Genomic DNA, 5,222 nt, shown 5'->3' with positions numbered 1-5,222 from the left:
GGTCTAAGAAAACAAAGAATACAAATTAATATTAACATCAAGTTAGTATCAAAATCAACATTATACAATGGAGAGTTTGATCCTGGCTCAGGATGAACGCTAGCGGCAGGCCTAATACATGCAAGTCGAACGGGATTGGGACTTCGGTTCCATGAGAGTGGCGTACGGGTGCGTAACGCGTATGCAACCTACCTCAATCAGGGGGATAGCCCGAAGAAATTCGGATTAACACCGCATAAAAACACAGACTGGCATCAGTTAATGTTCAAATATTTATAGGATTGAGATGGGCATGCGTGTCATTAGCTAGTTGGTAAGGTAACGGCTTACCAAGGCGACGATGACTAGGGGATCTGAGAGGATGACCCCCCACACTGGTACTGAGACACGGACCAGACTCCTACGGGAGGCAGCAGTAAGGAATATTGGTCAATGGAGGCAACTCTGAACCAGCCATGCCGCGTGCAGGAAGACTGCCTTATGGGTTGTAAACTGCTTTTATACGGGAATAAACCTTGATTCGTGAATCAAGCTGAATGTACCGTAAGAATAAGGATCGGCTAACTCCGTGCCAGCAGCCGCGGTAATACGGAGGATCCAAGCGTTATCCGGATTTATTGGGTTTAAAGGGAGCGTAGGCGGCCTATTAAGTCAGGGGTGAAAGACGGCAGCTTAACTGTCGCAGTGCCTTTGATACTGATAGGCTTGAATGTAGTTGAGGTAGGCGGAATGTGACAAGTAGCGGTGAAATGCATAGATATGTCACAGAACACCGATTGCGAAGGCAGCTTACTAAGCTATAATTGACGCTGAGGCTCGAAAGCGTGGGGATCAAACAGGATTAGATACCCTGGTAGTCCACGCCCTAAACGATGATAACTCGATGTTGGCGATATACAGTCAGCGTCCAAGCGAAAGCGTTAAGTTATCCACCTGGGGAGTACGCCCGCAAGGGTGAAACTCAAAGGAATTGACGGGGGCCCGCACAAGCGGAGGAGCATGTGGTTTAATTCGATGATACGCGAGGAACCTTACCCGGGCTTGAAAGTTAGTGAATCATTTAGAGATAGATGAGTGAGCAATCACACGAAACTAGGTGCTGCATGGCTGTCGTCAGCTCGTGCCGTGAGGTGTTGGGTTAAGTCCCGCAACGAGCGCAACCCCTATGTTTAGTTGCCAGCACATTATGGTGGGGACTCTAAACAGACTGCCTGTGCAAACAGAGAGGAAGGAGGGGACGACGTCAAGTCATCATGGCCCTTACGTCCGGGGCTACACACGTGCTACAATGGACGGTACAGAGGGCAGCTACCTGGCAACAGGATGCAAATCTCAAAAAGCCGTTCACAGTTCGGATCGGGGTCTGCAACTCGACCCCGTGAAGTTGGATTCGCTAGTAATCGCGTATCAGCAATGACGCGGTGAATACGTTCCCGGGCCTTGTACACACCGCCCGTCAAGCCATGGAAGTTGGGGGCGCCTAAAGTCTGTAACCGCAAGGAGCGGCCTAGGGTGAAACTGATAACTGGGGCTAAGTCGTAACAAGGTAGCCGTACCGGAAGGTGCGGCTGGAATACCTCCTTTCTAGAGTTACTTAGACTAAAGATTTTACGTTACATGAATATTTTTTTATTAAAAAAAGATGAACCTGAAGAGATGAATATCGGTGGGGTTTACCACTGAGGAAGGGGAGACAAATAGTCCCGTAGCTCAGTTGGTTAGAGCACTACACTGATAATGTAGGGGTCAGCAGTTCAAATCTGCTCGGGACTACAATCATTTTAGAAGGGGGATTAGCTCAGCTGGCTAGAGCGCCTGCCTTGCACGCAGGAGGTCAACGGTTCGACTCCGTTATTCTCCACTATTAAACGGATAATAAGATAGAGATTTTATTAAGTTTAAGAAAGTTCTTTGACATATTGGAAGAAGTTATTGAAAGAGAAGATAACAAAAACAACAGGTAGAGCAATCTACAGTAGATTAAAGTCTACATAAGAGAAAGTAAATAAGAGCACACGGGGAATGCCTAGGCTCTCAGAGGCGATGAAGGACGCGATAAGCTGCGATAAGCTGTGGGGATTGGCACATACGAATTGATCCGCAGATTTCCGAATGGGGAAACCTAACTAACTGAAGGTTAGTTGCAATAGCGCAAACCTGCCGAACTGAAACATCTAAGTAAGCAGAGGAAAAGAAAACAATAGTGATTTCCAAAGTAGTGGCGAGCGAAATGGAAAAAGCCCAAACCTATATTGTTAAGGCAATATGGGGGTTGTAGGACTACAATATGAGTATTAAAGTGAAGTCGAACAGAATGGGAATTCTGACCATAGAGCATGATAGTTGCGTAGACGAAAGCAATAGTATGATAGTAGTATCCTGAGTACCGCGGGGTCGGAGACGCCCTGTGGGAATCTGCCAGCACCATCTGGTAAGGCTAAATACTCCTGAGAGACCGATAGTGAACTAGTACCGTGAGGGAAAGGTGAAAAGAACCCCGAACAGGGGAGTGAAATAGAACCTGAAACCGTGTGCTTACAAGCGGTCGGAGCAGACTTGTTCTGTGACGGCGTGCCTTTTGCATAATGAGCCTACGAGTTACTCCTCTCTGGCAAGGTTAAGTGTTTTAGACACGGAGCCGAAGCGAAAGCGAGTCTGAATAGGGCGTACAGTCAGAGGGGGTAGACGCGAAACCTTGTGATCTACCCATGGACAGGTTGAAGGTGCAGTAACATGTACTGGAGGACCGAACCGATAAACGTTGAAAAGTTTCCGGATGATCTGTGGGTAGGGGTGAAAGGCTAATCAAACTGGGAAATAGCTCGTACTCCCCGAAATGTTTTTAGGAACAGCGTGGCGGTAAAGTTTAACAGAGGTAGAGCTACTGATTGGGTGCGGGGGAGTCAAATCCTACCAAATCCAGACAAACTCCGAATGCTGATTAAATATACGCTGCAGTGAGGCCCGGGGTGCTAAGGTCACGGGCCGAGAGGGAAAGAACCCAGACCAACAGCTAAGGTCCCAAAATTACTATTAAGTTGAACTAACGAGGTCTGATTGCATAGACAGCTAGGATGTTGGCTTGGAAGCAGCCATTCATTTAAAGAGTGCGTAACAGCTCACTAGTCGAGCGATCGGGCATGGATAATAAACGGGCATAAAATAGTATACCGAAGCTTTGGATTTATACTACGTATAAGTGGTAGGGGAGCATTCTAACATCAGCGAAGCGGTTTGGTAATGAACCGTGGAGAGGTTAGAAAAGCAAATGTAGGCATAAGTAACGATAAGGCGGGAGAGAAACCCGCCCACCGAAAGACTAAGGTTTCCTGATCAACGCTAATCGGATCAGGGTTAGTCGGGGCCTAAGGTGTACCCGAATGGGGAATCCGATGGATAACTGGTTAATATTCCAGTACTTTTTATAACTGCGATGAGGTGACGGAGTAGTGACACTGACGCGAACTGACGGAATAGTTCGTTAAAGGCCGTAGGTATTGGTTTAGTAGGCAAATCCGCTAGACTAGCTGAAAGCTGATAGTACCGCAAACCTTCGGGGGCGTGGATAGTTCAGGTAATCAGACTTCCAAGAAAACCCTCTAAGCTTCAGGTTATAAAAACCCGTACCGTAAACCGACACAGGTAGTCGAGGAGAGAATCCTAAGGTGCTCGAGTGAATCATGGCTAAGGAACTCGGCAAAATGGCCCTGTAACTTCGGGAGAAGGGGCGCTGGCAGCAATGTCAGCCGCAGTGAAAAGGCCCAGGCGACTGTTTAACAAAAACACATGGCTTTGCAAAATCGAAAGATGAAGTATAAGGCCTGACACCTGCCCGGTGCTGGAAGGTTAAGAGGGGATGTTATTCGCAAGGAGAAGCATTGAATCGAAGCCCCAGTAAACGGCGGCCGTAACTATAACGGTCCTAAGGTAGCGAAATTCCTTGTCGGGTAAGTTCCGACCTGCACGAATGGTGTAACGATCTGGGCGCTGTCTCGGCCATGAGCTCGGTGAAATTGTGGTCCCGGTGAAGACGCCGGGTACCCGCAACGGGACGGAAAGACCCCATGAACCTTCACTACAATTTAACATTGACATTGGGTACAGGATGTGTAGGATAGGTGGGAGATATTGAAGCAGCGTCGCTAGGCGTTGTGGAATCAACGTTGAAATACCACCCTTTCTGTATTCGGTGTCTAACTTTGCTCAGCGAAGGACATTGTTTGATGGGTAGTTTGACTGGGGTGGTCGCCTCCAAAAGTGTAACGGAGGCTTTCAAAGGTATGCTCAGTACGCTTGGTAACCGTACGAGGAGTGCAATAGCATAAGCATGCTTGACTGTGAGGCCAACAAGCCGATCAGGGTCGAAAGACGGATATAGTGATCCGGTGGTTCTGCATGGAAGGGCCATCGCTCAAAGGATAAAAGGTACTCTGGGGATAACAGGCTGATCTCCCCCAAGAGCTCATATCGACGGGGAGGTTTGGCACCTCGATGTCGGCTCGTCACATCCTGGGGCTGGAGAAGGTCCCAAGGGTTCGGCTGTTCGCCGATTAAAGTGGCACGCGAGCTGGGTTCAGAACGTCGCGAGACAGTTCGGTCCCTATCTGTTGTGGGCGTTGGAAATTTGAGTGGGGCTGACCTTAGTACGAGAGGACCGGGTTGGACTAACCTCTAGTGAATCTGTTGTTCCGCCAGGGGCATTGCAGAGTAGCTATGTTGGGAATAGATAAGCGCTGAAAGCATCTAAGTGCGAAACTAGCCACAAGATGAGATTTCCATTGAGGATCGTAGCAGACTACTACGTTGATAGGTTACAGATGTAAAGCGTGTGAGCGCAAAGTCGAGTAATACTAATTGTCCGATACTTTCAGGAACACTGAATTTGTTATCTTCTCAAACAATATCTTCTTTCAATAATATGTCATTGTTAAGCTAAATGCTGAGAGCGAAAAGCTAAAGGCACATAGTAATAACAATAAATTATAAGGTGTAAAAGCATTAGGCTTTAGACCTTGAGTTCCATGCTCAAACAAAGATATTCAGGTGCCTATATCGGCGGTGTCCACCTCTTCCCATTCCGAACAGAGAAGTTAATCCCGCCAGAGCCGATGGTACTGCGGTAAAACGTGGGAGAGTAGGTCGGTGCCAAATTTTATTAGCCTGAAAGACGGCAAATAAGCTTAAACCCTTCATCCAAAAGATGAAGGGTTTTTTGTTTTATA

General features: G+C 47.6%; 2 tRNA genes and 3 rRNA genes. All 5 read left to right on the top strand.

The annotated features are described in order from the left end of the window. Positions 1–64: 64 nt before the first annotated feature. Positions 65–1,584 (top strand): 16S ribosomal RNA (locus QZ938_RS32660). A 115-nt stretch (positions 1,585–1,699) separates the two neighbouring features. Further along, a tRNA-Ile gene (locus QZ938_RS32655) sits at positions 1,700–1,773 on the top strand. Between the two features lie 14 nt (positions 1,774–1,787). Next, positions 1,788–1,861 (top strand) — tRNA-Ala (locus QZ938_RS32650). Between the two features lie 134 nt (positions 1,862–1,995). Beyond that, positions 1,996–4,873, top strand: a 23S ribosomal RNA gene (locus QZ938_RS32645). Between the two features lie 166 nt (positions 4,874–5,039). Further along, positions 5,040–5,151, top strand: a 5S ribosomal RNA gene (gene rrf / locus QZ938_RS32640). The 16S, 23S and 5S rRNA genes sit together here with 2 tRNA genes alongside, the layout of an rRNA operon. The last annotated feature ends 71 nt before the right edge of the window (positions 5,152–5,222 follow it).

Origin of the sequence: Microcoleus sp. CAWBG27, assembly GCF_020883145.1 — a bacterium.
Classification (GTDB): domain Bacteria; phylum Cyanobacteriota; class Cyanobacteriia; order Cyanobacteriales; family Microcoleaceae; genus Microcoleus.
The sequence above is the reverse complement of the archived record's forward strand: the minus strand, read 5'-3'. Positions and strand labels throughout refer to the sequence as shown.